This window comes from Brachybacterium hainanense, assembly GCF_042434575.1.
Taxonomy (GTDB): Bacteria; Actinomycetota; Actinomycetes; order Actinomycetales; family Dermabacteraceae; genus Brachybacterium; species Brachybacterium hainanense.
In genome coordinates, this window is the sequence record NZ_JBHLSV010000003.1 from 79,178 (window position 1) to 104,019 (window position 24,842).

Sequence of the window (24,842 nt, forward strand, 5' to 3'; positions counted from 1 at the left end):
GTCAGAACCCCCATCCGAGGATGCCGGAGGGCAGCGAGAGCCCCAGCATCATGTCGAAGACGATGTACGCGAGCGAGGAGAGGGTCAGCCCCACCACGACGTCCATCAGGACGCGAGGGGACCCGAAGGCGCGGGCGACGCACCAGAAGAGCATCGCGGCACCGATCACCCATCCCAGCACCTCGAGCAGGAGGGCGAACAGGAGGAAGCCGCCCACGGCCCAGGCGAAGGACGGCAGGTGCAGGCCCGCGCGGCGCGTCACGGTGCCTGCGATGCCCTCGGCCTCGTCGCGGCCCGCGGGCAGGCGCCGGTCGGCAGCGAGCGGAGTGTGGCGCTGCAGCACCACGACGACCTGCGCGATCACGAGCACGACGAGGGCGCCGGCGATGATGCCGGGGAAGAACCGGGGTCCGGGGAAGCTGGTCCCCTCCGGGACCCGCATCGTCACCAGGCCGATGCCGAGGTAGATCGCGAAGGCCGCGAGCACGATCGGCATGGCGAGCTCCGCTGCCATGCCGGGGCCGGACAGGCGCGGCTCCCCGCCTCCGGCGGGTCCCTCGGAGGGGACCGCGTCGATCTGCGGTGCGCTCATGCTCCCAGCTCCTCGTACAGGGCCGTGATCTCGGTCTTCTGGGCGTCGAGGAACTCCTGCAGCTCCTCGCCGTAGCGTTCGACGGGCATCCAGCTGAAGCGGTCGATGGCGTCCTTCCATTCCGGCGTCGCGACGGTCTCCTGGATGATCCCGACCAGCTCGGCGCGGGCCTCCTCCGCGATCCCGGGAGGGGCGTGGAGGGAGCGCCAGTTGGTGAGCGTCACGTCGAAGCCCTGCTCCACCGTCGTGGGGATGTCGATCGTGGGATGCGGCTCCTCGGCCACGAGGGCGAGAGCCTTGAACCGACCCGATGCGATGAGGTCCTTGTTGTCGGGATATCCCCCGGTCGCGGCGACGGCCGTGCCGTTGAGGACGGCCTGCGTGGCCTCGCCCCCGCCGTCGGAGGAGATGTACGTCATGTCAATGGGGTCGACCCCGGAGGCGATCGCCAGGGAGGTGACGACCAGCTGGTCGAAGGATCCCCCGCCCGTCCACGGCACCGCTCCGGGATCGGCGCGCCAGGCCTCCGCGAGGTCCTCGAGCGTGGCGTAGGGAGCATCGGCCTTGACGACGACCACGCCGATCTCCGCGACGATCGTCGCCAGATGGGTGACATCCGCGAGCGTCACGTCGGTGTCGTACTGGATGGTCGCCGCGAGCTGCCCGGTGCCGCCGACCATGATCGTCTCCGGGCGCCCGGCGAGGGTCGTGAGGTTGCCCAGGGCGATCGTCCCGCCGGCACCGGGAATGTTGAGGACCTGGGTGTTGTTGACGATGCTCTGCGCCCGCTGAGCCGCCTGCAGCTCGCGCGCGCAGGTGTCCCAGCCGCCCCCGGCGGCGGCCGGCGCGATGACCGTCAGGGAGGAGCGGAGGTCCCCGCCGGCGGAGGCGGAGGTGATGGACCCATAGGCCGCGGTGCCCACCGCGCCGGCGGAGACGAGCAGCCCGAGCCCGGTGAGGACTCGGCGTCGCGCCGGCTCGGGGGCGGCGGACGGAGGCGAGGGCGGCGGATGCATCGGCGGCTCCTGTCATACGGGCATCGCAGAGATCCCGCACGCAGGAGGTTCCAGGGCGACGATGCCGGGGAGTGCCACCCTAACGGCTGTGGGAGCGCGCGGAGGTCAGCTCTGCTCGCTGTGCTCGACGAGGGCTCCGGTGTTCTGCGCGGTGCGGACCACCGCGACCGAGAACTCGAGGCCCAGGCGGAAGAGGATGATCGCGATCACCGACGGGATCCAGCCCAGGAGGACGGCGATGACCAGGGGCCATACCGAGAAGCTGGGCTCGTCGGAGTAGAACGATCCGGCACTGCCGATCATGACCCCGAAGACGATGCTGCTGAGGATGTTCCAGCCCCAGAGGAGGATCGCGACGATCCAGGCGATCGCGTACAGGAAGGAGGAGAACTTCACCGTGACGAAGTGCTCGAAGCGGAAGTCGACCATGGCGCGGAAGAAGCCGGCGCCGTCCTTGCGGGTGCTCGCGCCCAGAGTGCCGCCGCTCCAGGCCGCCGGATCCGGGGTCGGCGACGTGCTCCCGTAGCCCGGGGTCGGCGACGCACCGCCGTGGGCCGGGGTCGGAGAAGCGCTGCCGTAGCCCGGCACCGGCGAGGCGCTGCCATAGACGGGATGCTCCGGCGCTCCCGTCGCGGGGACGGGCCCGGGAGCGGGAGCAGGTGCCGAGGCGGGTGCAGGCGACGCGGCGGGCTCCGGGCTGCCCCAGGCGTTCTGCTCGTACGGGTTCTGCGGGGACTGGGACATGGGATCACTCCGGGGGTTCGGGGACGTGGGGTCGCGGCGCTGAGGACGCCCGCCTCGAGGCTATCGGGACGGACGGACGATCCGCTGGGCAGATCTCGTGGGACGGAGCACAATGGCGGCCATGGACGACGTCGTTCCCTCCCCCGCCCGTTGGACCGCCGCGACGGTCTACCCCGACATGTGGACCGATCCGGACCAGGACCCCCGCAACAGCGAGGGTCCCGCCCCGGAGGGCGAGCTCGCCACCCTCGAGGAGTATCTGCGCGACTACCGTGCGACCCTGCTCATGAAGTGCGAGGGGCTCGATGCGGAGCAGCTGGCCCGCCGCTCGGTCCCGCCCTCGACGATGTCGCTGCTGGGGCTCCTGCGGCATCTCGCCGAGGTCGAGCAGGACTGGCAGGGCTGGCTCGAGCCGGACCTCGATCATCCGACCCTGTACGGACATCCCGACGGGGACTTCGACGGCGCCCGGCCCGAGGAGGGGCTCGTGCGCGAGGCCCGCGAGGCGCTCGCGCGGGAGCAGGCGCAGACGGATGCGGCGCTCGCCCGGTACCCCGATCTCGGCACGCGCCTGGAGCCCTCGGGCAGCTCGATCCGGGAGATCCGCGTGCACCTGATCGAGGAGTACGCGCGGCATTGCGGGCACGCGGACCTGCTGCGGGAGTGCGTGGACGGACGTGTGGGGCAGTGACGCCGCGCGCGGTGTACTCTGCCCCCATGCATCCGATGCACGAGACCCTGAGCTGGTGGCTCGCCTCCTAGGCGGCCGCTGACTCGTGCATCCCACTCTCAGACCGCCTTCCGGGGCGGTCTTCGCGTATGCGCGCCGATGCAGCCGTCCCGGGCTCACCCCCAGGAGACGCCATGACCCTCCCCCTCGACCAGCTCGCCCGGAGCACCGAGCCCTTCGCCCTGCTCTCCCGCCCCGGTGCGACCGGATCCTCGGTGGAGCTCCTGCGCGGGGACGTGCTCGACGTCGCCGCGCTCGCGGACATCCCGCTCGACGGCGAGGTCCTCGCCCTCGTCCCCTACGCGCAGATCCGCGAGCGCGGGTACCCCGTGGCCGACGACGGCACGCCCCTGCGCTGCCTGCGCGTGCGCGAGCGCGAGCTGCGGGATCGCCGGCAGGTCCTCGCGGAGCTCCCCGCGCAGGTCCCGGGCCTGTCCGGCGGCGGCTTCGACGTGCCCGACGAGGAGTACGCCCGCACGGTCCGCACCGTGATCGAGGAGGAGATCGGCCGCGGGGAGGGCGCGAACTTCGTGATCCGCCGCGACTACCTCGCCGACGTCGAGGGCGCCGGGGACGAGCCCGGCGCGCGAGGGGCCGCGCTCGCATGGTTCCGGGCGCTGCTGGAGCGGGAGCGCGGGGCGTACTGGACCTTCGCGATCGTCGCGGGCGACCGGATCCTCGTGGGCGCGAGCCCGGAGGCCCATGTGGTGGTGCGCGGCGGCGAGGTCATGATGAACCCGATCTCGGGCACCTTCCGGCACGGGGACGGCGCCCCCTCCCCCGCCGCGTTCCTCGACTTCCTCGCCTCACAGAAGGAGACCGAGGAGCTGTTCATGGTCGTCGACGAGGAGATGAAGATGATGAGCGCCGTCTGCGCCGACGGCGGGCGCATCACCGGACCGCACCTGAAGCAGATGTCGCGCCTGACGCACACCGAGTACGTGCTGCGCGGACGCAGCGGCCTGGACCCGCGCCAGGTGCTGCGGGAGACCATGTTCGCGCCCACCGTCACCGGATCGCCGATGCAGAACGCGACCGCGGTGATCGCCCGGCACGAGCAGGGCGCGCGCGGCTACTACTCCGGGGTCGCCGCCCTGTTCACCCCGAACGGCGAGGGCGGCCACGACCTGGATGCGCCGATCCTCATCCGCACCGCGTACCTCGAGCGGGGACGGCTGCGCGTCCCGGTCGGAGCGACGCTCGTGCGGCATTCGGATCCCGACGGCGAGGTCGCGGAGACGCATGCGAAGTCCGCGGGGGTGCTCGGCGCGATCGGCGCGCTGCCGCGGACCGGGATCGCCGCCGGGGCCGCTCCCGACCTGGCAGCCGTCCCGGGCGCGCGCGAGCTGCTGGAGGCCCGCAATGCGACGCTCGCCGCCTTCTGGCTCGAGGAGCAGGGACCGGGAGCGGCTCCGTTCGCGGGGGCATCGGCCCTGATCGTGGACGCGGAGGACCGCTTCACCACGATGCTCGCCCATCAGCTGCGCCGGCTGGGGCTCGGGGTCGAGGTCATGCCCTGGGACGAGGTCACCGATGCCCGCGCGGCGGCCGCGCAGCTGCTGGTCGCGGGCCCCGGCCCCGGAGACCCGCGCCATGCCTCGGATCCGCGGATCGCCCGGATGCGACAGCTCGTGTCCGACCGGCTGGGAAGCGGCGGCCCGCTGCTCGCGGTCTGTCTGAGCCACCAGCTGCTGAGCCTCGCCCTGGGGCTCGAGCTCGCGCCTCTGCCCGCTCCCCATCAGGGCGTGCCGCTGGAGGTGGACCTGTTCGGGACGCCGGCGAGGATCGGCTTCTACAACACCTTCGCCGCGCACGTGCGTCCGGGGATCCGGCACATCGGACCTGCGCAGGTCGCCGCGGATCCGGTCACCGGGCAGGTGCATGCGCTGCGCGGGGACGGCTTCGCCTCCGTGCAGGGGCACCTCGAATCGGTGCTGTCCCGCGACGGGATCCGCGTGCTCGAAGGGCTCCTCGGCCATGTGCTGCCGCGGACGTCCTGATCGCTGCTAGGTTCGTCGCAACGACGGAGCGGAGTGAGCGATGAAGCTGAGCACCGAGGGTGCGGTCCTGGTCGACGAGCACGGCCGCCAGCGGGTCCTGCACGGGATCAACCTGGTCCAGAAGGAGGCGCCGTTCCAGGCCGCCTGGGACGCGGAGGACCTCGCGCAGCTGGTCGACATGGGTCTCGATGCGGTCCGGCTGGGGGTGATGTGGGCGGCGGTGGAGCCGGAGCCCGGCCTCTACGACGAGGAGCATCTGGCGCATCTCGAGGAGCAGCTGGACATGCTCCATCGGGCGGGTCTCGCGGTCGTGCTCGATGCGCATCAGGACCTGTTCTCCCAGTCCTTCGGCGACGGCGCGCCCGCCTGGGCGACGCTCACGACGCACGCCTACGAGCCCGCGGGGCTCTGGTCGGAGGCGTACCTCTCCTCCTCCGCGGTGCAGGAGTCGCTCGACGCGTTCTGGGCCGATGCCCCCGGCCCGGGCGGTGTCGGGATCCGCAGCCGCTTCGTGGCCATGTGGGCGCATGTGGCGCGGCGCCTGGTAGGGCACCCGGCGGTCATCGCCGTCGACGTGCTCAACGAGCCCGCCCCCGGGGCGCTGGCGGGTCAGGCCTTCGAGGCGCTCCTCGGCTCGCTCGCCGCCCGCACGGGCCAGGAGCCCGGGGTCGTCGCCGAGGAGCTCGCCGATCCGGGGCGGCGGCTCTCGCAGCTCGCGCGCCTCGAGGACCCGGCGCTGCACCGGGCGGTGACCGACGATGTGGCGGGGCTGCTGGCCCCCTTCGAGTCGGGCCCCGTCCAGGATCTGTTCGTGCAGGCCGCCGCCGCGATCCGGGAGGTGCGGCCCGGCATGCTGATCCTGCGCGAGCACGGGTACTTCAGCAATCTGGGCGTCCCGGCCGCGATCGCGCCGCTCGAGGGTCCCTGGGCGTACTCGCCGCACGGCTACGACCTCGTCGTGGACACCGAGGCGATGGTCCTCGCCTCCGATCAGCGGATCAGCACCATCTTCGCCCGGGCCGCGGAGACCGCGCAGCGCCTCGGGGCCCCCGTGGTCGTCGGGGAATGGGGAGCCTTCGGGGACCTGGTGGGCATCGGCGCGCATGCCGAGACGCAGCTGGAGATGTTCGACGAGCGGTCCTGGAGCTGGTTCTACTGGACGTGGGAGAGCTCCTTCCCGCACAGCGAGGCAGCCGGGCATCTGCGCCGACCGCACCCCGTGGCCGTCGCCGGACGCGAGCTGCGCGCCGGACATTCCGCGGGCGGCTCCTGGAAGGCCGCGTGGACGGGACGGGCCTGCGCGGCGCCGACGGAGTTCTGGGTGCCGCCGGAACGGGACGTCGAGCTGATCATCGACGGGGCCCGGGCCTCGATCCTGCGGGAGGGGGCGCGCGTGCTCATCGATCCGCTGGAGGGCGAGCACCGGCTGCGGGTGCTGTGAGGGAGCGGCCCGGTCAGCGCACCCAGGCGGTGCCGGGCGGGGCGGACAGATGCGCCGGCACGTACTCGAGCAGCTGGAGCCCGCCCTCGAAGGCACGGGAGGACACGAGCTCGAGCGCGTAGTCCTCGTAGCTCTCCCAGATGCGTTCGAGGCCCGTGCGCCCCGTGATGACCGGGAACAGCACGACCCGGAAGCGGTCCACGAGGCCTTCCCGCAGGAGGGAATGCGCGAGGCTGATGCTGCCGGTGGTGGTGAGCGGCCTGTCCGCGGTCTGCTTCAGCTCCCGCACCGCCTCGATCGCGTCGGTGCTGATGAGACGGCTGTTCGGCCAGTCCAACGGGGCCTCGAGCGTGGAGGAGAACACGATCTTCTCGACCTGCGCCATCTGCTCGAAGCTCGCCTTCTCCTCAGCGGAGATGTCGATCTCCCGGGCTTCGCGCGCCATCTGCGACATGAGGCGGTAGGTCCTCGCCCCCATGAGCTGGATCCGTTCGGGCTCGGAGGCGAGCCACTCGAGGTACTCGGTGCTCTGCAGGCCCCACCAGCCGGGCCAGCCCTCGGCCGCGGCGCAGCCGTCCAGGGACAGGATGTAGTCGACCAGCAGCTCCTGTGTCGGCATGAGAGCCTCCTTGCTCGGGGTGCCGACGGTACACCGCGCAGAGCCCCACGGACAGGGCCCGCCCCTCAGCCGCTGCCGAGGGGACCGCGCTGTCCGGAGCCGTCGACATCGGTCGCCCAGCCGTCCAGCGCCGGCACGGTGTGGGCGTCGTACCAGGCCGCGAGCTCCTGGGTCATCCCACGGACGCGGTCCGCGCGGTCCGGGTCCGCGGCGAGGTTCCTCTCCTCCTCAGGATCGGCCCGCAGGTCGTACAGCTCCGTGGGTCCGTCGCGGCGCACGACGAGCTTCCAGTCCTCGGTGCGGAGCATGCGGTGCGCTCCGTACTCGTCGTGGATCACGACCGGCTCCGCATCCTCGTCCCCGGCGAGGCCGAGGGCACGGGAGGCGAAGGATCGTCCTGCTCGCCAGCGGTCCGCGATCGGAGGTGCACCGGTGAGCTCGGCGATCGTCTCCAGCAGGCTGGTCGCGGAGGTCGGGATGCGGTCGACCGTTCCCGCGGGCACGTGCCCGGGCCAGCGGACGATGCACGGCACGCGGATCGAGGGCTCCCAGAAGTTCAGCGGCCAGGTGCCGTTGCCCTTTCCCCAGTACCCGTGATGCCCGCAGGAGAAGCCGTTGTCCGCCACGAACACGACGATCGTGTCCTCCAGCTGGCCCGTCTCCTCGAGGCGGTCCAGGATCGCGCCGATGCTGCGGTCCACGCCACTGATCGCCGCGCAGTAGCCGGCGAGCGCGCCGCGGCGGTCCGCTCCGGCGCGCGGGAAGGATCCCGCCGGGAACCAGGGATGCCGCTCCGGGCGCGGCACGGAGGGGAAGTCGGTGTCCGCGTACAGGTCCAGGAGCTCGCGCGGATGATTGCCGTCGAACCAGGGGTCGTGCGGGGCGGTCCAGGTCATCTGCAGGAAGAAGGGGCGGGGATCGTCCTGGCCGCGGCGCAGGAAGTCCAGTGCGCGCTCCGTGATCGCCTCGGTCAGGTACCGCGGCTCGGTCGCAGCGCGGGCCGGGTCGTGCGGGACGCCGGTGACGGGGTCCTGCTCCCAGATGGGCGCGTCGTAGTACGGGCCGCCGCCCAGCTGATGCGCGTACCAGTACTCGAAGCCCTCGGCCGGACGGTCCGAGGAGCCGACGTGCCACTTCCCGGCGAGCCCGCAGCGGTAGCCGCCGCGGGAGAGCATCCCTGCGATCGTGTCCGCGCCGTCCAGCTGCTCGAGGAAGGCGGGCGTCGCCGCGTCGCGCGGTTGTCCGGCGCGGGCCAGGGCATCCGGGTGCAGCCAGTCGTGCACGCCGTGCGCCGAGGGCATGCGACCGGTGGCGATGCTGGCCCGGGCCGGCGAGCAGACGGGGGAGGCGCAGAAGAACCGCTCGAAGGTCATGCCCTCGCGCTGCAGGCGGTCCAGGACAGGGGTATGCAGCTCCGGCATCCGCGAGCCGAGCGCCCAGGCGCCCTGGTCGTCGGTGACCAGGAGGAGCACGTGGGGGCCGGAGGGTGGAGGCGGGTCGGTGGTCGGGCTCATCGGAACGTCCTCGGTCGGAGAGCCGCGCGTGCGCGGCGCCTCAGCCTATCGATGCGCGGCCGCGCTCCTCTACCGTGGTCCTCATGCAGATGCACCAGGACCAGCTGTCCCTCCGGCCCGAGGTCGCGCGGCGGCTCATCGGCCGGGCGCTCCTGGTCGCGGGCCTTCCGGGCGACCGGGACATCCGGCTCCTGTCCGGTGCGGGCACCACCAGCTACGTGCTGCGCGTGGGCGAGGATCTGCTGGCCCGCTTCCCGATGCAGGGCCGGGACCCGGCGCAGGTGCGCGCCGCGATCGCCGCGGAGCACACGGCCATGACCGAGTTCGCACGGGTCAGCCCGTTCCCTTCCGCGCGCCCCGTCACCATCGGCGAGGGGGACGGGGGGTATCCGCTGCCGTTCTCGGTGCAGACCTGGGTCCCCGGCGAGGTCGCGACCCCCACCTCCGTCGCCGGCTCCGCAGGCTTCGCCGACGATCTGGCGCGGCTGATCGGCGCGCTGCGGGAGGCGGGCACCCTCGGCCGCAGCTTCGGCGGGACCGGTCGCGGCGGGGACCTCACCGGACAGGACGCGTGGATGACGCAGTGCTTCGAGCGCAGCGAGGGGATGCTGGCGATGTCGGAGCTGCGCACGCTGTGGTCGAGCCTGCGAGCCCTGCCGCGCGAGGACCCCGATGTCATGAGCCACGCCGACCTGATCCCCGCGAACCTGCTGGTCGCGGACGGCCGCCTGGTCGGCGTCCTGGACACCGGGGGCTTCGCTGCCGCGGATCCCGCTCTCGACCTGGTCTGCGCCTGGCATCTGCTGGAGGCCCCGGCGCGGGCGATGCTGCGGGAGCACCTGGACTGCCCGGAGCTGGAGTGGCGGCGCGGGGCGGCGTGGGCCTTCGCGCAGGCGATGGGGCTGGTCTGGTACTACGAGGTCACGAATCCGCCGATGGCGGAGCTGGGCCGCAGCACCCTCGCTCGCCTGCTCGCGGAATCGGACGGGCTCACCGGCTGACGGCGCCTCGGCGCACCGCGCCTCTCAGGCGCCGTGGGGTGCGAGGACGAACCGGCCCCAGGCGAGGAATGCGAAGGCGAGGACGAAGGCGACGTCCCCGGCCATGAAGGCCCCTTCGCCGCGGCGGTACCGCTCGGTCGCGGCGCCGGCCATGAACAGGGCCAGCCCGCAGGCCGCCAGCGGCGAGAGGATCGGGAGGATCCCGGTCACCGCGGGGAGGAGCAGGCCGATCGCCCCGAGCATCTTGATCGCACCGATCCCGCGCAGCTGCGCGGTGCTGAAGTCGTCCGTCCATTCCTGGCTCTTCCCGACTGCACGGTAGCGTTCCTTGGGCAGGAGCAGCTGGCCGAGGGCCCCGGCGGCGAAGGCGAGCCCGAGGGCCCAGGTCAGGATCCAGAGGAACCATTCGAGAGCGGTCATGATCATGTCCTTTCATCGTGGCGTTCACCAGGGAGATGTCCGGGGCGATGAGAACGCAGCAGCAGGAGGCAGGAGTGTGACACGCGACACGTCTCCGCAGGTCGCTGCTCGGGAGGCTGAGGAGTTCGAGAGGCATCGCCCCCGTCTGCTCGCGATCGCCGCGCGCACGCTCGGCTCCCGCGCCGATGCGGAGGACGTGGTCCAGGACGCCTGGCTGCGCCTGGATCGCCACGACGGCCCGCCAATCGAGGACCTGGGGGCCTGGCTGAGCCGCGTCGTCGGGCGCCTGTGCGTCGACGTGCTGCGGCGCCGCGCGGTCCGGGAGAGCACGGTCCTCGACATCGCCCGGGATCCGCTGCTCACCCTCGACTCGCCGGACGCGGTGCGCGCCGAGGACCCGGCGCAGGCCGCGGAGAACGCGGACGGCCTCGGGCTCGCCCTGCTCGTCGTGCTCGAGGAGCTGCGCCCGCCCGAGCGCCTCGCCTTCGTCCTCCATGACGTGTTCGCGCTGCCCTTCGCGGAGGTCGCCCCGATCGCCGGCACCACGGAAGGGACCGCGCGGGCGATGGCGAGCCGCGCCCGTCGCCGGGTCCGCGAGCAGCCCGCGCCCGACGGTCCCCCCGCGCAGCGGCGCGAGGTCGTCGACGCCTTCCTCCGGGCCTCGCGCCGCGGAGAGTTCACGGAGCTCCTCTCCCTGCTGGCCCCGGACGTGTCGTGGACCCGGATCACACGCCGCGGGACCGCGACCGGGACGGGCCGCGAGGAGGTGCTCGCGGCGATCGGCCGCGACCCCGGTCCGCAGGTGCGCGCGCGGCGCATCGGCGTCGACGGCGAGCCCGGGATCCTCGTGTCCGAAGCCTCCGGCCGCCCCCTCGCCCTCATGGCCTGCACCGTGTCCGGCGGCCGCATCCGAGCGCTCACCTCGATCCTGGATCCTGCGCGGCTGCAGCGCCTGGAGCTCCCCGACGGGGCCTCGGCGCCCTCGGACGACGACGCGGCCCCCTCCTCGCGGCGGTGAGAGCACGCGAGATCGGCCCCGGAACGAGACCGGCCCGCCCTGTCGGGTGACCGGGCGGGCCGGCGTCGTCGCGCCGGGAACCGGGATCAGCCCGCCGTGTCCGGCTTCCCGGGCGCGAGCGGCTTCGCGTAGGCGGTCAGAGCGCCGCTCTGGACGATCCCCTCGCGCGGATCCGTGGCGGCCGCGTCCTGCGTCGTCGCGAACCAGCCGTACACCCGCTTGTTCTTCAGCCCCGTCCAGTCCACCGCGGCGTCCTCGCCCGAGGGGTGGACGACCTCGCCGATCACCCGGTCGGTCGGAGTCAGGCCCAGCAGCGACTCCGTGGAGAACGCCGTCGAGCGGCCCTGGAACTGGACGGGGAGGCGGAAGTCGTCCTCGCGTCCGTCGTAGCGGTGCTTGGTGTCGTACTCGGTGGCCCCGAACTCGTCGAGGTATGCCGAGTACGTGTCCACGGAGACCTCGCCGCGGTCCAGGTCGACCTGGAGCAGCCGGAAGAAGGCGGCGCCGAAGCGGAGCCCCGTGTCGCCGTCGTAGCCGCCCACGCCCGCGAGGCCCAGCTGATCGGAGCCGACCTCGTAGAACTGGTAGTCGGCCAGCAGCTCGACGACGTTGTTCCCCTTCTGCCCGACGTCCCTGCGCACACCGATGCTCACGCCGTGCTCATGCCCGGACAGCACCATCGCCACGTTGGGGTGCTTCTCCAGCAGCTGGTCGTGGATGATCGCGCCGTCCTGCGAGAACGGGGCGCCGCGGCCGTCCGGGGAGGAGCTGGGCTTGGCGTAGGCGTGGGTGAGGATGATGGCGTCGCGGCCCGCGTACTGGTCGAGCACGCCGCTGGCCCAGTCGGTCTCCTCCTGCGTGACCGAGTACCCCAGGCTGAGGGCCACGAAGTCCTGGCCCCCCGCGGTGAAGATCGTGTAGCTGTTGTCGTTGTCGCCCGGCTTCCAGGGGTGGTACTCGGCGCCGGCCTGCTTCCAGGAGTCCTGCTGCGCGAGCGTCTCGTAGCGCTGCGGACCGAAGTACTCGTTGTAGAGGCTGTCGCTGCCGGTGTCGTCGCCGGCGAGGTTGTCGTGGTTTCCGGGGAGCACCGAGTGCACCAGCCCCGTGTCCTCGAGGATCTTCTGGGTGCGGGAGGCGAACTGCATCTCCGTCTCCGCCCTGTCGCGGTTCTTCGCGCCCCCGTTCCAGTCCTCGATGATGTCGCCGGTGTGGGCGACATAGGCGATCTTGCGATCCTCCGCGTTCTCCGCGGCCCAGCGGTAGGACTCCTCGTAGGCGCTCGCCCATTCGGCGCGCTCCTCCGGGGTCTTCTTCTGCGTCGCCCCCTGGCTGAGGTACTGGGTGTCGGTGATGTGCATGAGGGAGAAGTCGTAGTCCTCGGGGTCCTCGAACCCGTCCTCGACAGGCTTGTCGAGGTCGTCGGCGAAGGGGTCGGTGCCGATCACGAGGGTGTCGATGCTCCCGCCGGAGCCGTGACGGGCCGCCGCGGTCGCGCGCAGCCGGGTGACGCCCTCGGAGGTGCCGCGGGCGGTGTCGACGACCTCGTAGCGGCCGGTCTCCTCATCCAGCAGGAGCAGGCTGACGGAGCGGGCCGGGTCGACCTGGCCGCTCCACCGCACCTCCTGGCCGGCGCCGGTCGCGGGGATGTCCGCGCGCAGCGCGGGGATCTTCGCGGTGACCGGGGAGTCCTGGTCGGCGCCGTCGCCGGGGGCGAGGGCGTCGCGGACCTCCTGCGGCTCCTGGAGGACGACATCGGCGGCGATCGATCCGTCGTCGGCGAGGTCGGTCGGGTCCAGCACGCCCTGCTGCGCGGACCGCGCCGCGGAGACGTCGCCCTCGCGGAAGGTGGTGCGCAGGTCGCCGCCGGAGGGGCTGGTCGCGCGGGCGGTGAGGTGAGCGGTCTTCCGCCCGCTGCTCTGCGCGATCCCTCCGGGGACGGGAAGCTCGGCGGAGGTGAAGACGGCGCTCCCGGCGATCTCCTCGCCCAGCTGGTCGCGGCCGCTCCAGGCGATCGTGTGCTCCCCTGCGGCGAGGCCGGGGCCGATCGGGTCGCCGAGGCCGACCGGCTTCCCGTCGAGGGTGAAGCTCAGCGGCGACGCGAGCAGCTCCTCGTGGTCGATGCTCCCGGCGAGGGTCGTCGGCGCGGACAGCCGGCCTCCCTCCGCGGGCGCGGCGAGGGCGAAGGAGGGCCGGTCCTCCGTGCGGTCGGCGAGGGCCTGCGCGTAGCGGGCGGTGACCTCCTCGGCGCCGAGGGCGCGGGAGAAGATGCCGGCGCCGGCGACGGAGACGGTGCCGTGGAACTGGGGGTCCCCGCTCTTGTTGGTGTCGGCGCCGAGGAAGAACTGGTGGGCGGCGGTGCTGGGCGGCGCCTTCACCGAGGATCCGCTGGTCGGGGTCTGCGCTGCCTTCTCGCCGTTCAGGTACAGGGCGACGGTCTCGCCGTCCCAGGTGCCGGTGACGTGGTACCAGACTCCCTGCCGGATCTCGGTGCCGGCGCCGTAATAGGTCCCGTCGACGTTGACCATCATCTTCAGCGTGGAGCCGTAGACGGTCAGCGAGTAGCCGCCACCCTCCTTGGCGCCGCAGAAGTTGCCGCGGCCCTCGTCGTCGCCCGGGCCCAGGCCGTCGTCGAAGCGGACGGTGCATTCGAGGGTGACGGCCTCCTGGGTGCGCGTGAAGCCGTCGGCGAAGTCGTAGCGGGTCGCGGTGGTGCCGTCGTAGGAGACGACCTCCCGGCCCAGCGCAGGATCCTCGACGATGCGCGGGGCGGCCCCGAACTCGGTCATGGTCCGCGTCGAGGTCTGCTCGACGAGGCCGCTCGCGTCGACGTCCACGTCCAGCACATCGGGGGCGGGAGCCTCGACGCTCGGGGTCGGCAGCGGGGTCCGCTCGAGCGGGGCCGTCGGCCCGGCCGGCAGCTCGACGGGGGCAGTGCGGGGCAGGGGCCCGGCCGCGGCGAGCGCCGGCGTGAGGCCGACGGCGGCGGCGAGAGCGAGCGCGATCGGGATGCGCCGCAGGGTGGATCGGGAGGGCGCGGCGGTCCGTGGGAGGCGGGACATGATGACTCCTGGAGTCGGCAGGGAGGGACCTCGCTGACGCTAGCCAGAACGTTTGACACGATCGTGTGGCACAGACGTACCTGCGGGGACGTCCAGGTGACAGCCAGGTGGACGGCGGCGCGGTCGGCGCCCCGGGCATCGGGGGCTCCATCGCCGCGGCTCCCGCCGTCGCCGTCAGGTCCGCGGTGCAGAAGCCTCCGTCTTCTCGGTGAACCCGAACACCTTCTCCCCCACGACCGCCCACAGGGAGAACGCGGCGGCGCCCGCGGCGATGCGGGGCAGCTGGGGAGCCCACCGGGCGCCCTTCGCGGTCGCGGCGCGGATGACCAGCAGCCCGGCGGCGAGGTTCGCGGCGCCCCAGAGCGCGTTGACCGCGGGGGACGAGTCCTTCCCGGCGAGCGGTGTCAGCATCCGCCGTCCGGCCGCGGCCGTCGCCAGGTGGGGGATGCTGTTGGCGGAGAGGATGCCCCCCAGCACGGCGCCGGCCGCGGCGGGCAGGGAGCGGGGCGAGGGTGCCTCGTGATGGTCCATGGATCGATCCGACCATGCAGGGGACCGGGAGGGCGAGCGACTTTCGTCGACAGCGCGGCCGGCGCCCCATCCCCGCGGTCCCTGCGCTGCCGAGACGGATCCACCGGCGGCTCGTCGTCAGTCCTGCGGCGGGTCGATCCGGTACTCGCGGACGATCCCGGCGGTCGCGCCGCCCCAGTCGCTCGCCGCGACGCGCTGCTGGTGGGCGCGGAAGGACGCCTCGTCGGAGAAGAGCTCGTCGACCTGCCAGACGAGCGGATCCGCGGTCTGCTCGACGCGGAAGGAGAGGCAGCCGGGCTCTGCGCGGGTCAGCTGCACATGCTGCGGGAGGTGTCGGGCCACGGCCCCGGCCTCCGCGGCATCGGCGCAGATCAGACGCCCGGTGAGGGTGACACGGGTCATGGGGGCTCCTTCGCCGGGACTGCCGGGGACCGTAGCATCGTCGCATGACTCGATGGATCGCCCTGCTGCGGGGCATCAACGTGGGCGGCGTGAGCATCCGCAGCGCGGAGCTCGCCGCCCTGTTCCGCGAGCTCGGCTTCGCCGAGGTCCGCACCGTGCTCGCCTCCGGCAACGTCGTCTTCGAGACCGATGCGGGACAGCCCGCCGCTCTCAAGGCCCGCATCGAGCAGGCGCTCTCCGAGCGCTTCGGCTACGAGGCCTGGATCGTGCTGCTGCGCCACGCCGATCTCGCCGCGATCGTCGCAGGCTATCCCTTCGCGGAGGACGCGGAGCATCACGCGTACGTCATCTTCTCCTCCGCCGCGTCCTCGCTCGACGAGCTCCTCGAGGGGACGGATCCGGCCGATGCGACCGATCCCGTCGCGGCGGGCGAGGGCGTCCTGTACTGGCGGGGGACGAAGGGGACGAGCACGACGACGCCGTTCGCCCGGCGCCTGGCCGCGGCCCGCTTCCGGTCCACGACCACCAACCGGAACATCCGCACGCTGCGCCGCATGCTCTGAGCAGCCGGCCTCGCGCCGACGAGGATCAGGGGGTGAAAGCGTCGATCGCGGCGGTGACCGCGGGGTCGTCCGGCGTGGTCTGCGGACGGAAGCGCGCCGTGACCTCTCCATCGGCGGCGAGCAGGAACTTCTCGAAGTTCCACTGCACGTCCCCGGCCTCGCCGTCCGCGTCCGCCGTCCGCGTGAGCGCCGCGTACAGCGGGTGGCGCCCCTCGCCGTTGACCTCGATCTTCTCGGTCAGCGGGAAGGTCACGCCGTAGGTGGTGCTGCAGAAGTCCGCGATCTCCTCCGGTGTGCCCGGCTCCTGTCCCATGAACTGGTTGCAGGGCAGGCCGAGGACGGCGAGCTCGCTGCCGCGGCTGCGGGCGAGCTCCTCGAGCTGGGCGTACTGGGGCGTGAGCCCGCAGCGGCTGGCGACGTTCACGAGCAGAGCCGGGCGACCGCCGGTCAGCTCGCGCAGGGTGGTGGGGGTGCCGTCGAGGAGACGGAGCTCGGTGTCGAGGATGCTCATGCCCTCCAGCGTGCCACAGGGGCGGGACGGACCGAGTCCGCGCACGAGGTCCACAATGGATCCATGAGCTACTCGCATCTGTGGGACGAGGTCCGTCGCGCGAATCCCGGGCATTCCCGGGCCTACGCCGAGCGCTGGGTCCGGATGGCGGCGGAGGGCCGCGATCTCGACGGGGAGGCGCGCCTGGTCGACGCGATGGCGGGACGCGCCGCGAGGATCCTCGACGCCGGCTGCGGGACGGGACGCGTGGGCGGGTACCTGCTCGGCCGCGGGCACGATGTCACGGGCGTCGACCTCGACGAGGTCCTCATCGAGGTCGCCCGGTCGGATCATCCGGCTGGGCGATGGCGGGTGGGCGACCTCGCGACCGCTGACCTCGGCACCGGGTACGACCTGGTGGTGTGCGCGGGCCAGGTGCTCACCTTCCTCGACCCGGCTTCGCGGCCCGCCGTCGCATCGAACCTCGCCGGCGCGCTCGCCGCGGACGGGCGCCTGGTCACCGGATTCGGTGCCGGACGCGGATATTCCTTCGCCCGGTACGAGGAGGACCTGGAGGCCGCGGGGCTCGCGGTCCAGGCCCGGTTCTCCTCCTGGGACCTGCGCCCCTTCGGGGAGGACTCCGACTTCCTCGTCCTCATCGCCGCACGAGGCTGAGGGTCCCGCCCCGTCGAGGACGCGGGATCCCGCGTCGGCCCGGCGCCCGCGAGGGACACAATGGTCCGATGGAACCGTTCCGGACGCACCACGACGTCGACGCCCAGCTGCGCGCCGAGGGCTGGACGCCGTGCGGCAAGGGCGACTGGGCATACGCCCTGGCCTCGCCCGACGGCACGCGCGCGGCGCGCATCAGCCCCTTCGACCCGGTGGGTCCCTTCACCGCGCGCCTGTACCGGGAGGCCGCGGCGAGCGGACGGGTGCCGCACCTGGTCACGCACGAGCGGCTCCGCGGAGGCGCGGATCTGCAGATCATGGAGCTCCTGCTGCCGGTCCCGGCGCGGGAGGCGGCGGCCTTCCTCGCCGCCCTCCCGCGGGAGCATCCGGCGCTGCTGGCCGTCGTGGACCGGGTGCATGCCCTCGCCCGTGCGGCGCTCCCCTGGTGCGGCCCCCTGGACACCAATCCCAGCAACGTCATGCGCCGCGCCGACGGGATCCTGGTGCTCGCCGATCCGTACTACGCCGACGGACCGGACCTGTACGCGACGGCGGAGCGCGACCCCGATCTGCTGGTCGCCCGGATCCCCGAGCAGGAGCGTCGCCATATGACCGAGATCCCGCTCGCCGAGTCCGGTCCCTGGCCCGAGGAGCAGCGGATGGCGCTGCGGGAGAGGATCCGCCAGGCCGACGCCCGAGCGGCGCGGCACCGGCGGACCGCGTCCCGGAAGCACGATCACGAGGAGGACGGCTCATGACGAGCACCCCGCCCCTGCACGGACAGCTGGAGGACGGGCCCCGCGGCCCCGAGCTGCAGCTGATCCGCTCCTATCCGGTCGACGTCCGCACGCTCTGGGAGGCGCTGACCGTCTCGGACCGGCTCGAGCGATGGATCGGCCGCATCGAGGGCGATCCCGCCTCCGGGCAGGTCACCTTCTTCATGACCGCCGAGGGCGAGGACGTCGAGCCCGAGCACTGCGTGATCCGCGACTGCGTGCCGGAGCGGTCCTTCGCCCTGGACACGAGCACGGGGGACGGCGCCTGGCACCTGCGGATCGCGCTGACCCCGTCAGGAGAGGGGACCGATCTGCTGTTCGCCCAGGAGGTCGGCGAAGACCCCCTCGGCAGCATCGGCCCCGGATGGGAGTACTACCTCGAGCGCCTCGCCCGGGCGCTCGCCGGCACCGACCCCGACGCCGTGCGCTGGGACGCCTTCTTCCCTGCCCTGCAGGAGCCCTACGAGACGCTCGCCCGCTGACGTCGCTGGCAGGACCTGGTGCCGAGCGCATCGAACCTGCCAGACTGCGCCCCATGACCCGCACCCGCGTTCACAACATGATGGTCTCCCTCGACGGCTACGCCGCGGGGACGACCGTGACCCTCGAGGAGCCCATCGGCGCTGCCCGGGCCCTGTTCGGCCAGTTCGACGGCCGCGTCATCCACGGCGTCCAGCATGCCGATGCCCCGATCACCCTCGACCGGGCGCTGACCAGTCTGTGGGGGCAGGGCGTGGGCGCGGAGATCATGGGGCGGCGCAAGTTCGGGCCCCAGACGGGTCCCTGGCCGGAGGACGGCTGGCGCGGCTGGTGGGGCGAGGAGCCGCCGTTCCGGACCCCGGTCTACGTGCTCACGCATCATCCGCGCCCGCCGATGGAGTTCGCGAACGGCACCAGCTTCCGCTTCGTGGACGCCTCCCCTGCCGAGGCTCTCGCCCTCGCGCAGGAGGCCGCGGGCAGGCTCGACGTCCGCATCGGCGGCGGGCCCACGACAGTGCGGCAGTTCCTGGCCGCGGACCTCATCGACATGATGCACCTGATCATCGTGCCGATCGTGCTGGGCGAGGGGACGTCCCTGTGGGAGGGGCTCGGAAACGTGCAGGACCGCTTCGAGGTGGAGACGATCGCCTCCCCCAGCGGCCTCACCCACCAGCTGTGGAACCGCCTCCCGGCATGATGGGACCGTGGATGATCTGATTGTCTCTCCGGGTCCCGGCGCCCCGCACGGCATGCGGATCCCCGCCGCGGAGCTGGAGGAGACCTTCTCCCACGCCTCCGGCCCAGGAGGACAGGGAGTGAACACGAGCGACTCCCGCGTGCAGCTGCGCCTCGACCTCGCGACCACCACGGCCCTGGACGCGACCCAGCGCGAGCGGGCTCTCGCGGCGCTGGGCCGTCGTCTGGACGGCACCGTCCTCGCGGTCGCCGCGGCCGAGCACCGCTCCCAGCGCCGCAACCGCATCGCCGCCCGGGAGCGGCTCGCGGCCCTGCTGCGCGAGGCGGTCATGCCCGCCCCCGTGCGCCGGGCGACCAGGCCGACCCGCGGTTCCCAGCGTCGGCGCCTCGCCGCGAAGAAACGACGGGGAGAGGTCAAGCAGGGGCGCCGACGCCCCGACCGGGACTGACCGGGGACCGGACGGGCCCCGCCACGCCCGCGACCCAGGTCTCGACGCCCGCGACCTGAGAGCGATCCCCCCGCCACCGCGCGGGCCCAGGCTGGGACCATGACTCCTCGCACAGCCCCCATCCCGTCCTCGTCCTCCGTCGCCCCGGCTCCGGCGCTCCGCCGGTCCGGCGCCCTCGCCGCCGGGGGTGCCGTCCTCGCCGGCACCGCCTCCCTGCTCGCCCAGCTGGCCGGGCCCGGCGCCGACTACGCGCTGGTCTTCCCTCCGCCCTGGCTCGCCGGCATCGGCTCCCTCGTGCTCGCGGCCGCCGTCCTCCTGTCCCGGCGGCGGCGACCCCTGGCCTCCGCAGCGGCGTGGACCGCCGCCGTGCTGCTGCTGGGCGGCTCCGGCGGAGCGGTGCTCGACGCCTTCCGCGGATTCTTCGCCGTGACCGGCATCCCCGCCGGATCCTTCGCGCTCCTGGACGTCTCCGGGGCGATCGCCCGGACGGCATCGCTCGCGGCGGTCTTCTGCGCGATCGGGCTCGGTCGTGCCCTGCGTCGCGCGCGCCGCACCTCCGATGCGCGAGGGGCCGGTCATCGGCGGGCGATGAGGCTCCTGCGCGCAGCGGGTCTCCTGGCCTGCGTGCCGTACCCGCTGCTCAAGCTCGTCTGGTGGGCGAGCGGCGAGGCAGGGGCCCCGCTCATGGAGCTGCTCCTGTTCGGGATCGCGGCGGGCGGCGTGCTCGTCCTGACCGCGGCGCGGGACGGGGCACGGCCCGCGCGCCTCGTCGCCGCATGCGGATGGATCGGCTCCCTCGCCCTGCTGAGCATGGGAGCCCTGATGGTCTTCGGGCTCCTCGCCCAGGTCACCGGGGTCGCGGCGGCCCCGGTCGCCTTCGAGGGCGGCGGGCGCACCGGCATCGTCCTCGGCGTGTACACGACGTGGCTTGCCCTCGGCGTGATCGTCGCAGCGGCTACCGTGCTCTACGAGGAGTCCGACCCCTCGGCCGCGGAGCCCGATGCGGCGGCCCTCGCCCGCTGAAGGAGCCCCCATGCCTCATCGGATCCCGCGTCCCACCCGGCGGGACGTCGCCCTGGCCGCCGCGCTCGCGGGCGTCCTGCTCCCGCCGACGGCGGTGATGATGCTGCTGCCGCTCTCCTCTCCGGCGGGCCCCGTGATCGTGGCTCTGGCATCGGCCGCGCACGTGGCGCTGTGCTGGCGCTCGACGCGTCCGGGGGTCGTCCTGCCGGTCGTGCTGGCCTGTCTGGCCGGAGCCGCGGCGATGAGCGGGCTCGCCGTGCTGGTGCCGTCCGCCCTGCTGCTCCTGGTGGCGCTGCAGGCCGCCGCCGCGCAGGGCGACCGGCGCCTCGCCCTGGTGGTGGCGGTGCTGGCCCCGTGCGGTGCGGCGCTGCTCTACGGGCGCGATCCCATGATCGCGCGCTCCGCCTTCGGCCCGTCTGCGTGGATGCTCGCCCTCCTGCTCCTCGCGCTGTGCAGCGCGGCCGTGGCGATGGGGCTGCAGCGCCGGGCGGAGCTGCGCAGCGCGCGCCTGACCGCGGAGGCGCTCGGTCTCGAACGACGGGGACGACAGCTGCGCATCGAGCAGGCGGAGGCGGCGGAGCGGGCGCGCATCGCCCGTGACCTGCACGACGTGCTCGCCCACGCGCTCACGGTGGTCGTCGCGCAGGCGCGGGTGGCCCGCTTCGCCGCCGCACGCCCCGAGGCGGAGACCGCCCTCGACCGGGTCGAGGAGACGGCCCGGGACGCTCTGCGCGATCTGCGCGGGACGCTGCGGACCCTGCGCTCCGCCGAGGACGCGCGCATCCCCCCGCCGGGTCTCGCCGAGGTGGACGACCTGCTCGGCCGGATGCGCGGTCTGGGGCTGGTCGTGGATCGACACGTGCAGGGCGCGCCGCGTGCCCTGGGGACCGCGACGGAGCTCGCCGTGCACCGGGTCCTCCAGGAGGCGCTCACCAATGCGCTGCGACACGGCGGCGGGGTGCTCCTGTGGACGGAGGTCTGGGGAGAGGATCAGCTGGTGATCCGTCTGAGCAACGACATCCCCGCCTCCGCGGGATCGACCGCCGGGACGGGCGCAGGGCTGCCCGGCATGCGGGAGCGTCTGGCCGCGATCGGCGGCGCGCTCAGCATCGACGCCGACGACGGCTTCACGCTCCATCTGCGGGTCCCGGCCCCGGTCCGGGAGAGGAGCGTGCGATGATCCGGGTGCTCGTGGTCGATGACCAGGATCTGGTGCGGGCCGGGGTCGTGGCGACGCTCGCGACGCAGGAGGACCTGCAGGTGGTGGGCGAGGCGGCCGACGGTGCCCAGGCGGTGCGGGCCTCCGCTCGCACGCAACCGGACGTGGTGCTGCTGGACGTGCGGATGCCGGTCCTCGACGGCATCGCCGCGACGCACCGCATCCTCCAGGCTGCGCCCCGCACCCGCATCCTGGTGCTGACCACCTTCGACGCGGACGAGCTCGTGCACGCGGCGCTGCGGGCCGGCGCCTGCGGCTACCTGGTCAAGGACGCTCCCGTCGCCGAGCTCGTCGGGGCGGTGCGGGCCGCCGCGCGCGGCGACTCCGTGCTCTCCCCCGCGATCACCGCCCGGCTCGTGGAGCAGCTGCTCGCCGCCCCTCCGCCCGCTGCCGCCGACACCGTCCCGGAGGCGGCCACGTCCTTGACCGAGCGTGAGATCGAGATCGTGCGGCTGCTCGCCGACGGGCTCAGCAATGCGGAGATCGGCGCCAGCGTCCATCTCTCGGAGGCGACGGTCAAGACCCATGTGGGGCGGGTGCTCGCGAAGCTGGGTCTGCGGGACCGTCTGCAGGTCGCCGTGTGGGCGCATCGGACGGGCCTCGCTCGTCCCGCCCGCTGAGCCGCCCGATCTCTGCGGCGAGCGAGCATCGCACGTCCTCGTGCCGGGGACCGAGCATCTGCGCAGGGTCCGCCCAGCGCTCCCGCGGGTACAGCCACACCGGGCGGCGGACGAGCTCCGCCGGCTCCCAGTCGTAGCGGGGCCAGATGTGCGCGTGCAGGAATGCGTCGGCATTGCCGAGGATCTCGATGTTCACCCTCCGGAAGGCCGGGTCGCGCCCGGCGCAGACCGCCTCGACGGCGGCGGCGATCAGCTCGACATCGGAGAGGTACTGCAGGCGTTCCGCTCGGGGCAGGTCGGTGAGCCGGTCCGCACCGGGCGTCCTCGTCAGCGCGAGGGTGTAGCCGGGCAGGAACTGGACGTCGCCGATCACCGCGAAGGCGGCGTCGAGCTCCGCGAGCACGGTCGGGTTGGTGCCGGCGAGCGCGGCGCCGACCCGATCCTCGCGCCAGGTCATCGCTCCTGCACCGTCCCCGCCTCGACGTGCCAGCGGCGGTCCAGGCGCACCGTCTCGAGCATGCGCCGGTCGTGGGTGACCAGCAGGAGCGTGCCCGTGTAGGAGTCGAGGGCCTGCTCGAGCTGTTCGATGGCCTCCAGGTCGAGGTGGTTGGTGGGTTCGTCCAGGACAAGCAGGTTCACGCCGCGGGCCTGCAGCAGCGCCATGCCCGCGCGGGTCCGCTCCCCCGCGGACAGCTGCCCGACGGGGCGCGCGACGTGATCCGCCGTGAGCGCGAACTTCGCGAGCAGGGTGCGGACCTCGGCCGCGGTCATCTCGGGCACGACGGCCTCGAAGGCCTCGGCGAGCGGGAGCCCCTCCGCAAGCGCGGAGCGGGCCTGGTCGATCTCGCCGATCCGCACGCTCGCTCCAAGGCTCGCCCGTCCTGCGTCAGGCAGCTGAGCTCCCAGCAGGACGCGCAGCAGGGTCGACTTGCCGGCACCGTTGGGGCCGGTGATCCCGATCCGGTCCCCGGCCTCGACCTGCACGGAGACGGGGCCCAGGGTGAAGTCGCCCTGGCGCAGCTCGGCGGCGTCGAGGGTCGCGACGATGGTGCTCGAGCGGGGCGCGGCGCCGATGGTGAACTCCAGACGCCATTCCTTGCGCGGTTCCTCGACCTCCTCGAGCCGGGCGATGCGGCTCTCCATCTGCCGGACCTTCTGGGCCTGCTTCTCGCTGGACTCGCTCTGCGCGCGGCGGCGGATCCTGTCGTTGTCCGGGTTCTTGCGCATCGCGTTGCGGACGCCCTGGCTGGACCATTCGCGCTGGGTGCGGGCGCGGGCGACGAGGTCCGCCTTCTGCGCGGCGAACTCCTCGTACTGCTCGCGGCGATGCCGGCGTACGGTGGCGCGCTCCTCGAGATAGGACTCGTAGCCGCCGCCGTAGAGACGGTGGGAGCGCTGGACGAGGTCGAGCTCGAGGATGCTCGTGGCGCAGCGGGCCAGGAACTCGCGGTCGTGGCTGACCAGCACGACCCCGCCGCGCAGGCCCCGGACGAAGGATTCGAGGCGGACGAGGCCGTCGAGGTCGAGGTCGTTGGTGGGCTCGTCCAGCAGCACGAGGTCGACGCGGGACAGCAGCAGGGCGGCGAGAGCGATCCGGGCGGCCCGGCCTCCGGACAGGGAGGTCATCATGACGGCCTCGGGCGCGTTCCCGAGGTCGAGGTCGAGCTCCGCGAGCACCCGGGGGATGCGGTCCTCGAGGTCCGCGGCGCCGCTCGCGAGCCAGCGGTCCAGGGCGAGGGAGTAGGCGTCGGCCGCCGCGGCGGGAGCGGAGGGATCCGCGAGCGCAGCGGCGGCCGCGTCCATCGCCGCGGTCGCGGCGGCGCATCCGGTGCGCCGGCCGATGAACGCGGCCACGCTCTCCCCGGAGATCCGCTCGTGCTCCTGAGGGAGGAAGCCGACGAAGGCGTCGGACGGGGCGAGGGAGACGCGGCCCGAGAGCGGGGCCTCGACCCCGGCCAGCAGGCGCAGCAGCGTCGACTTCCCCGCCCCGTTCGCCCCGACCACGCCGATCACCTCGCCCGGGGCGACGGTCAGGTCGAGACCCTCGAACAGGGTGCGATGGCCGTGCCCTCCGGCCAGGGCCGATGCCACCAGCGTCGCCGTCATGGTCCGCTCCCCTCCGGGGCCGGTGCCCGCTGCCTGAGTTCCGAGGACCGACCCTACCCGGAGGGCCCTGCGCGGTGCGCTCGCGGACGCCCTATGCTGGCGCCGGACGTGGACGCGGCAGCGGATCCATGGCGGCCCGCATCATCCTGGAGGACTCGTGAAGCTCGTGCTGGTCATCATCTGGGCGGGCCTCGCGCTCGCCGTGGTCTCCGCGACCGGGTCGACGCTGTGGAGGACGTGGCGGCACGACCGGATCACCGTCGGCTGGCCGATCGTCCGCGCCGTCGTGACCGGCAGCGAGAGGCGCCTGCTCGGGTCGCTCAACAGGATCAACCGCCGCCGGTACTTCGCCACCTACGCCTACCGCACCCGCCCGGACGGCCCCGTGCACGCCGGGACCTCGGACCTGCCGGTGCGGACCCTGCCGGTCCCGGGATCCCCGCTCGAGGTCCGGGTCGATCCGGCAGATCCCCGCCGCTCCTCCCACCAGGGCGGGAACACCCTTCTGGGCCTGGGGTGCGCGTCCTCGGTGCTCCTCGGTGTGCTGGTGATCGCGCTGCTCGTCATCACCGCCCTGCCGATCGACTGACATCCATCGGCATCCGCCGGACGGCGGTGACGGGACCGTGCCTGCCGGGACCGTGATCCGGTCAGCACCGCT

General features: G+C 73.3%; 27 protein-coding genes. 15 read left to right on the forward strand and 12 right to left on the reverse strand.

The window, feature by feature from the left end; genetic code table 11:
• Position 1: 1 nt before the first annotated feature.
• The 3 genes from ACFFF6_RS03145 to ACFFF6_RS03155 form a co-directional block, all read right to left on the reverse strand.
• A complete protein-coding gene (locus tag ACFFF6_RS03145) occupies positions 2-592 on the reverse strand; it encodes a tripartite tricarboxylate transporter TctB family protein (RefSeq protein WP_376978137.1) in 591 nt (196 codons plus the stop codon).
• Entirely contained in the window at positions 589-1,608 is a 1,020-nt protein-coding gene (locus ACFFF6_RS03150) for a tripartite tricarboxylate transporter substrate binding protein (RefSeq protein ID WP_376978138.1), read from the reverse strand. The genes ACFFF6_RS03145 and ACFFF6_RS03150 overlap by 4 nt, the downstream gene beginning before the upstream one ends.
• A gap of 105 nt (positions 1,609-1,713) precedes the next feature.
• The gene (locus ACFFF6_RS03155; protein WP_376978140.1) at positions 1,714-2,352 is read right to left on the reverse strand and encodes a DUF4282 domain-containing protein; all 639 of its coding nucleotides are present in this window, start codon (positions 2,350-2,352) and stop codon (positions 1,714-1,716) included.
• Positions 2,353-2,473: 121 nt separating this feature from the next.
• Between ACFFF6_RS03155 and ACFFF6_RS03160 the strand changes: the two genes are divergently transcribed.
• The 3 genes from ACFFF6_RS03160 to ACFFF6_RS03170 all read left to right on the forward strand — a co-directional run bounded on the left by ACFFF6_RS03160 (position 2,474) and on the right by ACFFF6_RS03170 (position 6,523).
• Entirely contained in the window at positions 2,474-3,043 is a 570-nt protein-coding gene (locus tag ACFFF6_RS03160; protein ID WP_376978142.1) for a DinB family protein, read from the forward strand.
• Positions 3,044-3,216: 173 nt separating this feature from the next.
• Positions 3,217-5,082: a chorismate-binding protein gene (locus ACFFF6_RS03165; protein WP_376978144.1), complete on the forward strand. Its 1,866-nt coding sequence runs from the start codon at positions 3,217-3,219 to the stop codon at positions 5,080-5,082.
• A 40-nt stretch (positions 5,083-5,122) separates the two neighbouring features.
• Positions 5,123-6,523, forward strand: a complete 1,401-nt coding sequence (locus tag ACFFF6_RS03170) for a glycoside hydrolase family 5 protein (RefSeq protein WP_376978146.1) — start codon at positions 5,123-5,125, stop codon at positions 6,521-6,523.
• A gap of 13 nt (positions 6,524-6,536) precedes the next feature.
• On the opposite strand, the gene ACFFF6_RS03175 is transcribed toward ACFFF6_RS03170, so the two are convergent.
• Entirely contained in the window at positions 6,537-7,142 is a 606-nt protein-coding gene (locus tag ACFFF6_RS03175) for a dihydrofolate reductase family protein (protein ID WP_376978147.1), read from the reverse strand.
• 65 nt (positions 7,143-7,207) lie between these two features.
• Positions 7,208-8,656, reverse strand: coding sequence for a sulfatase-like hydrolase/transferase (locus ACFFF6_RS03180; protein ID WP_376978149.1), 1,449 nt, complete (start codon positions 8,654-8,656; stop codon positions 7,208-7,210).
• 83 nt (positions 8,657-8,739) lie between these two features.
• On the opposite strand from ACFFF6_RS03180, the gene ACFFF6_RS03185 reads away from it, so the two are divergent.
• Complete coding sequence (locus ACFFF6_RS03185) at positions 8,740-9,657, forward strand: phosphotransferase (protein WP_376978150.1); 918 nt, start codon at positions 8,740-8,742, stop codon at positions 9,655-9,657.
• Positions 9,658-9,681: 24 nt separating this feature from the next.
• Here ACFFF6_RS03185 and ACFFF6_RS03190 read toward each other — a convergent pair whose 3' ends face one another.
• On the reverse strand, positions 9,682-10,077 hold the full coding sequence (locus ACFFF6_RS03190; RefSeq protein ID WP_376978151.1) for a DoxX family protein: 396 nt from the start codon (positions 10,075-10,077) through the stop codon (positions 9,682-9,684).
• A 76-nt stretch (positions 10,078-10,153) separates the two neighbouring features.
• Between ACFFF6_RS03190 and ACFFF6_RS03195 the strand changes: the two genes are divergently transcribed.
• Positions 10,154-11,095, forward strand: coding sequence for a sigma-70 family RNA polymerase sigma factor (locus ACFFF6_RS03195; protein WP_376978153.1), 942 nt, complete (start codon positions 10,154-10,156; stop codon positions 11,093-11,095).
• Between the two features lie 86 nt (positions 11,096-11,181).
• Here ACFFF6_RS03195 and ACFFF6_RS03200 read toward each other — a convergent pair whose 3' ends face one another.
• From ACFFF6_RS03200 to ACFFF6_RS03210, 3 genes are all read right to left on the reverse strand, one after another.
• Positions 11,182-14,154, reverse strand: coding sequence for a LamG-like jellyroll fold domain-containing protein (locus tag ACFFF6_RS03200; RefSeq protein WP_376978154.1), 2,973 nt, complete (start codon positions 14,152-14,154; stop codon positions 11,182-11,184).
• A 174-nt stretch (positions 14,155-14,328) separates the two neighbouring features.
• Positions 14,329-14,685 (reverse strand): hypothetical protein, encoded by a 357-nt coding sequence (locus ACFFF6_RS03205; protein WP_376978156.1) that lies wholly within the window; start codon positions 14,683-14,685, stop codon positions 14,329-14,331.
• Between the two features lie 117 nt (positions 14,686-14,802).
• The gene (locus ACFFF6_RS03210) at positions 14,803-15,087 is read right to left on the reverse strand and encodes a putative quinol monooxygenase (protein ID WP_376978158.1); all 285 of its coding nucleotides are present in this window, start codon (positions 15,085-15,087) and stop codon (positions 14,803-14,805) included.
• Between the two features lie 44 nt (positions 15,088-15,131).
• Between ACFFF6_RS03210 and ACFFF6_RS03215 the strand changes: the two genes are divergently transcribed.
• Positions 15,132-15,650, forward strand: a complete 519-nt coding sequence (locus ACFFF6_RS03215) for a DUF1697 domain-containing protein (protein ID WP_376978159.1) — start codon at positions 15,132-15,134, stop codon at positions 15,648-15,650.
• Positions 15,651-15,675: 25 nt separating this feature from the next.
• Here the strand turns inward: ACFFF6_RS03215 and ACFFF6_RS03220 are convergent, their stop codons facing one another.
• Positions 15,676-16,161: a glutathione peroxidase gene (locus tag ACFFF6_RS03220; protein WP_376978161.1), complete on the reverse strand. Its 486-nt coding sequence runs from the start codon at positions 16,159-16,161 to the stop codon at positions 15,676-15,678.
• 63 nt (positions 16,162-16,224) lie between these two features.
• Here ACFFF6_RS03220 and ACFFF6_RS03225 point away from each other — a divergent pair, with 63 nt between their 5' ends.
• The 8 genes from ACFFF6_RS03225 to ACFFF6_RS03260 all read left to right on the forward strand — a co-directional run bounded on the left by ACFFF6_RS03225 (position 16,225) and on the right by ACFFF6_RS03260 (position 22,075).
• Positions 16,225-16,815: a class I SAM-dependent DNA methyltransferase gene (locus ACFFF6_RS03225; RefSeq protein ID WP_376978163.1), complete on the forward strand. Its 591-nt coding sequence runs from the start codon at positions 16,225-16,227 to the stop codon at positions 16,813-16,815.
• A 68-nt stretch (positions 16,816-16,883) separates the two neighbouring features.
• Positions 16,884-17,570: a hypothetical protein gene (locus ACFFF6_RS03230; RefSeq protein WP_376978165.1), complete on the forward strand. Its 687-nt coding sequence runs from the start codon at positions 16,884-16,886 to the stop codon at positions 17,568-17,570.
• On the forward strand, positions 17,567-18,070 hold the full coding sequence (locus ACFFF6_RS03235; protein WP_376978167.1) for an SRPBCC domain-containing protein: 504 nt from the start codon (positions 17,567-17,569) through the stop codon (positions 18,068-18,070). Before ACFFF6_RS03230 ends, ACFFF6_RS03235 begins: the two co-directional genes overlap by 4 nt.
• Positions 18,071-18,123: 53 nt before the next feature.
• Entirely contained in the window at positions 18,124-18,765 is a 642-nt protein-coding gene (locus ACFFF6_RS03240) for a dihydrofolate reductase family protein (RefSeq protein WP_376978169.1), read from the forward strand.
• A gap of 7 nt (positions 18,766-18,772) precedes the next feature.
• Positions 18,773-19,213 carry an alternative ribosome rescue aminoacyl-tRNA hydrolase ArfB gene (arfB, locus tag ACFFF6_RS03245; RefSeq protein WP_376978171.1) on the forward strand — a complete coding sequence of 147 codons (441 nt, stop codon included), beginning with the start codon at positions 18,773-18,775 and terminating at the stop codon, positions 19,211-19,213.
• Between the two features lie 99 nt (positions 19,214-19,312).
• Positions 19,313-20,236, forward strand: coding sequence for a hypothetical protein (locus tag ACFFF6_RS03250; protein ID WP_376978172.1), 924 nt, complete (start codon positions 19,313-19,315; stop codon positions 20,234-20,236).
• Positions 20,237-20,246: 10 nt separating this feature from the next.
• Complete coding sequence (locus tag ACFFF6_RS03255; RefSeq protein ID WP_376978174.1) at positions 20,247-21,416, forward strand: sensor histidine kinase; 1,170 nt, start codon at positions 20,247-20,249, stop codon at positions 21,414-21,416.
• Positions 21,413-22,075 (forward strand): response regulator, encoded by a 663-nt coding sequence (locus tag ACFFF6_RS03260; RefSeq protein ID WP_376978175.1) that lies wholly within the window; start codon positions 21,413-21,415, stop codon positions 22,073-22,075. Before ACFFF6_RS03255 ends, ACFFF6_RS03260 begins: the two co-directional genes overlap by 4 nt.
• Here ACFFF6_RS03260 and ACFFF6_RS03265 read toward each other — a convergent pair.
• Positions 21,972-22,532 (reverse strand): HIT family protein, encoded by a 561-nt coding sequence (locus ACFFF6_RS03265; protein ID WP_376978177.1) that lies wholly within the window; start codon positions 22,530-22,532, stop codon positions 21,972-21,974. The two genes, ACFFF6_RS03260 and ACFFF6_RS03265, sit on opposite strands and share 104 nt — an antisense overlap.
• Complete coding sequence (locus tag ACFFF6_RS03270; protein ID WP_376978178.1) at positions 22,529-24,181, reverse strand: ABC-F family ATP-binding cassette domain-containing protein; 1,653 nt, start codon at positions 24,179-24,181, stop codon at positions 22,529-22,531. Before ACFFF6_RS03270 ends, ACFFF6_RS03265 begins: the two co-directional genes overlap by 4 nt.
• A 157-nt stretch (positions 24,182-24,338) precedes the next feature.
• On the opposite strand from ACFFF6_RS03270, the gene ACFFF6_RS03275 reads away from it, so the two are divergent.
• Entirely contained in the window at positions 24,339-24,770 is a 432-nt protein-coding gene (locus ACFFF6_RS03275) for a DUF3592 domain-containing protein (protein WP_376978180.1), read from the forward strand.
• The last annotated feature ends 72 nt before the right edge of the window (positions 24,771-24,842 follow it).

What these genes read in the sequence shown, in the direction of transcription:
- ACFFF6_RS03235 (WP_376978167.1), top strand. Translation starts at nt 17,567, where the DNA reads ATGACGAGCACCCCGCCCCTGCACGGACAGCTGGAGGACGGGCCCCGC.
- ACFFF6_RS03175 (WP_376978147.1), bottom strand. Translation starts at nt 7,142, where the DNA reads ATGCCGACACAGGAGCTGCTGGTCGACTACATCCTGTCCCTGGACGGC.
- ACFFF6_RS03145 (WP_376978137.1), bottom strand. Translation starts at nt 592, where the DNA reads ATGAGCGCACCGCAGATCGACGCGGTCCCCTCCGAGGGACCCGCCGGA.
- ACFFF6_RS03200 (WP_376978154.1), bottom strand. Translation starts at nt 14,154, where the DNA reads ATGTCCCGCCTCCCACGGACCGCCGCGCCCTCCCGATCCACCCTGCGG.
- ACFFF6_RS03165 (WP_376978144.1), top strand. Translation starts at nt 3,217, where the DNA reads ATGACCCTCCCCCTCGACCAGCTCGCCCGGAGCACCGAGCCCTTCGCC.
- ACFFF6_RS03265 (WP_376978177.1), bottom strand. Translation starts at nt 22,532, where the DNA reads ATGACCTGGCGCGAGGATCGGGTCGGCGCCGCGCTCGCCGGCACCAAC.
- ACFFF6_RS03190 (WP_376978151.1), bottom strand. Translation starts at nt 10,077, where the DNA reads ATGACCGCTCTCGAATGGTTCCTCTGGATCCTGACCTGGGCCCTCGGG.
- ACFFF6_RS03155 (WP_376978140.1), bottom strand. Translation starts at nt 2,352, where the DNA reads ATGTCCCAGTCCCCGCAGAACCCGTACGAGCAGAACGCCTGGGGCAGC.
- ACFFF6_RS03225 (WP_376978163.1), top strand. Translation starts at nt 16,225, where the DNA reads ATGAGCTACTCGCATCTGTGGGACGAGGTCCGTCGCGCGAATCCCGGG.
- ACFFF6_RS03230 (WP_376978165.1), top strand. Translation starts at nt 16,884, where the DNA reads ATGGAACCGTTCCGGACGCACCACGACGTCGACGCCCAGCTGCGCGCC.
- ACFFF6_RS03170 (WP_376978146.1), top strand. Translation starts at nt 5,123, where the DNA reads ATGAAGCTGAGCACCGAGGGTGCGGTCCTGGTCGACGAGCACGGCCGC.
- ACFFF6_RS03160 (WP_376978142.1), top strand. Translation starts at nt 2,474, where the DNA reads ATGGACGACGTCGTTCCCTCCCCCGCCCGTTGGACCGCCGCGACGGTC.
- ACFFF6_RS03260 (WP_376978175.1), top strand. Translation starts at nt 21,413, where the DNA reads ATGATCCGGGTGCTCGTGGTCGATGACCAGGATCTGGTGCGGGCCGGG.
- ACFFF6_RS03150 (WP_376978138.1), bottom strand. Translation starts at nt 1,608, where the DNA reads ATGCATCCGCCGCCCTCGCCTCCGTCCGCCGCCCCCGAGCCGGCGCGA.
- ACFFF6_RS03210 (WP_376978158.1), bottom strand. Translation starts at nt 15,087, where the DNA reads ATGACCCGTGTCACCCTCACCGGGCGTCTGATCTGCGCCGATGCCGCG.
- ACFFF6_RS03250 (WP_376978172.1), top strand. Translation starts at nt 19,313, where the DNA reads ATGACTCCTCGCACAGCCCCCATCCCGTCCTCGTCCTCCGTCGCCCCG.
- ACFFF6_RS03220 (WP_376978161.1), bottom strand. Translation starts at nt 16,161, where the DNA reads ATGAGCATCCTCGACACCGAGCTCCGTCTCCTCGACGGCACCCCCACC.
- ACFFF6_RS03215 (WP_376978159.1), top strand. Translation starts at nt 15,132, where the DNA reads ATGACTCGATGGATCGCCCTGCTGCGGGGCATCAACGTGGGCGGCGTG.
- ACFFF6_RS03270 (WP_376978178.1), bottom strand. Translation starts at nt 24,181, where the DNA reads ATGACGGCGACGCTGGTGGCATCGGCCCTGGCCGGAGGGCACGGCCAT.
- ACFFF6_RS03255 (WP_376978174.1), top strand. Translation starts at nt 20,247, where the DNA reads ATGCCTCATCGGATCCCGCGTCCCACCCGGCGGGACGTCGCCCTGGCC.
- ACFFF6_RS03185 (WP_376978150.1), top strand. Translation starts at nt 8,740, where the DNA reads ATGCAGATGCACCAGGACCAGCTGTCCCTCCGGCCCGAGGTCGCGCGG.
- ACFFF6_RS03205 (WP_376978156.1), bottom strand. Translation starts at nt 14,685, where the DNA reads ATGGACCATCACGAGGCACCCTCGCCCCGCTCCCTGCCCGCCGCGGCC.
- ACFFF6_RS03180 (WP_376978149.1), bottom strand. Translation starts at nt 8,656, where the DNA reads ATGAGCCCGACCACCGACCCGCCTCCACCCTCCGGCCCCCACGTGCTC.
- ACFFF6_RS03240 (WP_376978169.1), top strand. Translation starts at nt 18,124, where the DNA reads ATGACCCGCACCCGCGTTCACAACATGATGGTCTCCCTCGACGGCTAC.